This window comes from Ralstonia sp. ASV6, assembly GCF_016429285.1.
GTDB classification, from domain to species: Bacteria; Pseudomonadota; Gammaproteobacteria; order Burkholderiales; family Burkholderiaceae; genus Ralstonia; species Ralstonia flaminis.
In genome coordinates this window covers 1-302 of record NZ_JAELUI010000635.1, presented here as the reverse complement: position 1 = coordinate 302, position 302 = coordinate 1, and the positions used below count along the sequence as shown (strand labels likewise).

The 302-nt window shown below is 75.5% G+C and carries 1 pseudogene; it reads left to right on the top strand.

What is annotated here, in order from left to right:
* Nucleotides 1-134: pseudogene (locus JHD73_RS29450) on the top strand (bile acid:sodium symporter); the annotation flags it as partial.
* Nucleotides 135-302: the final 168 nt, after the last annotated feature.

Below are 302 nucleotides of genomic sequence, written 5' to 3'. Positions count from 1 at the left end.
AGGCCTCGGGCGCGGAACTGTCGGTGGGCAAGGCGCTGCTGGGCGTGGCCGAGCAACTGCTGCTGCCGTTCGTGCTGGGCCAGTTGCTGCGCCCGGTGATCGGCGGACTCATCACCAAGTACAAGGCCTGTCTCTTATACACATCTCCGAGCCCACGAGACATGGCGCCTGATCTCGGATGCCGTCTTCTGCTTGAAAAGGGGGGGGGGGGGGGGGGGGGGGGGGGGGGGGGGGGGGGGGGGGGGGGGGGGGGGGGGGGGGGGGGGGGGGGGGGGGGGGGGGGGGGGGGGGGGGGGGGGGGG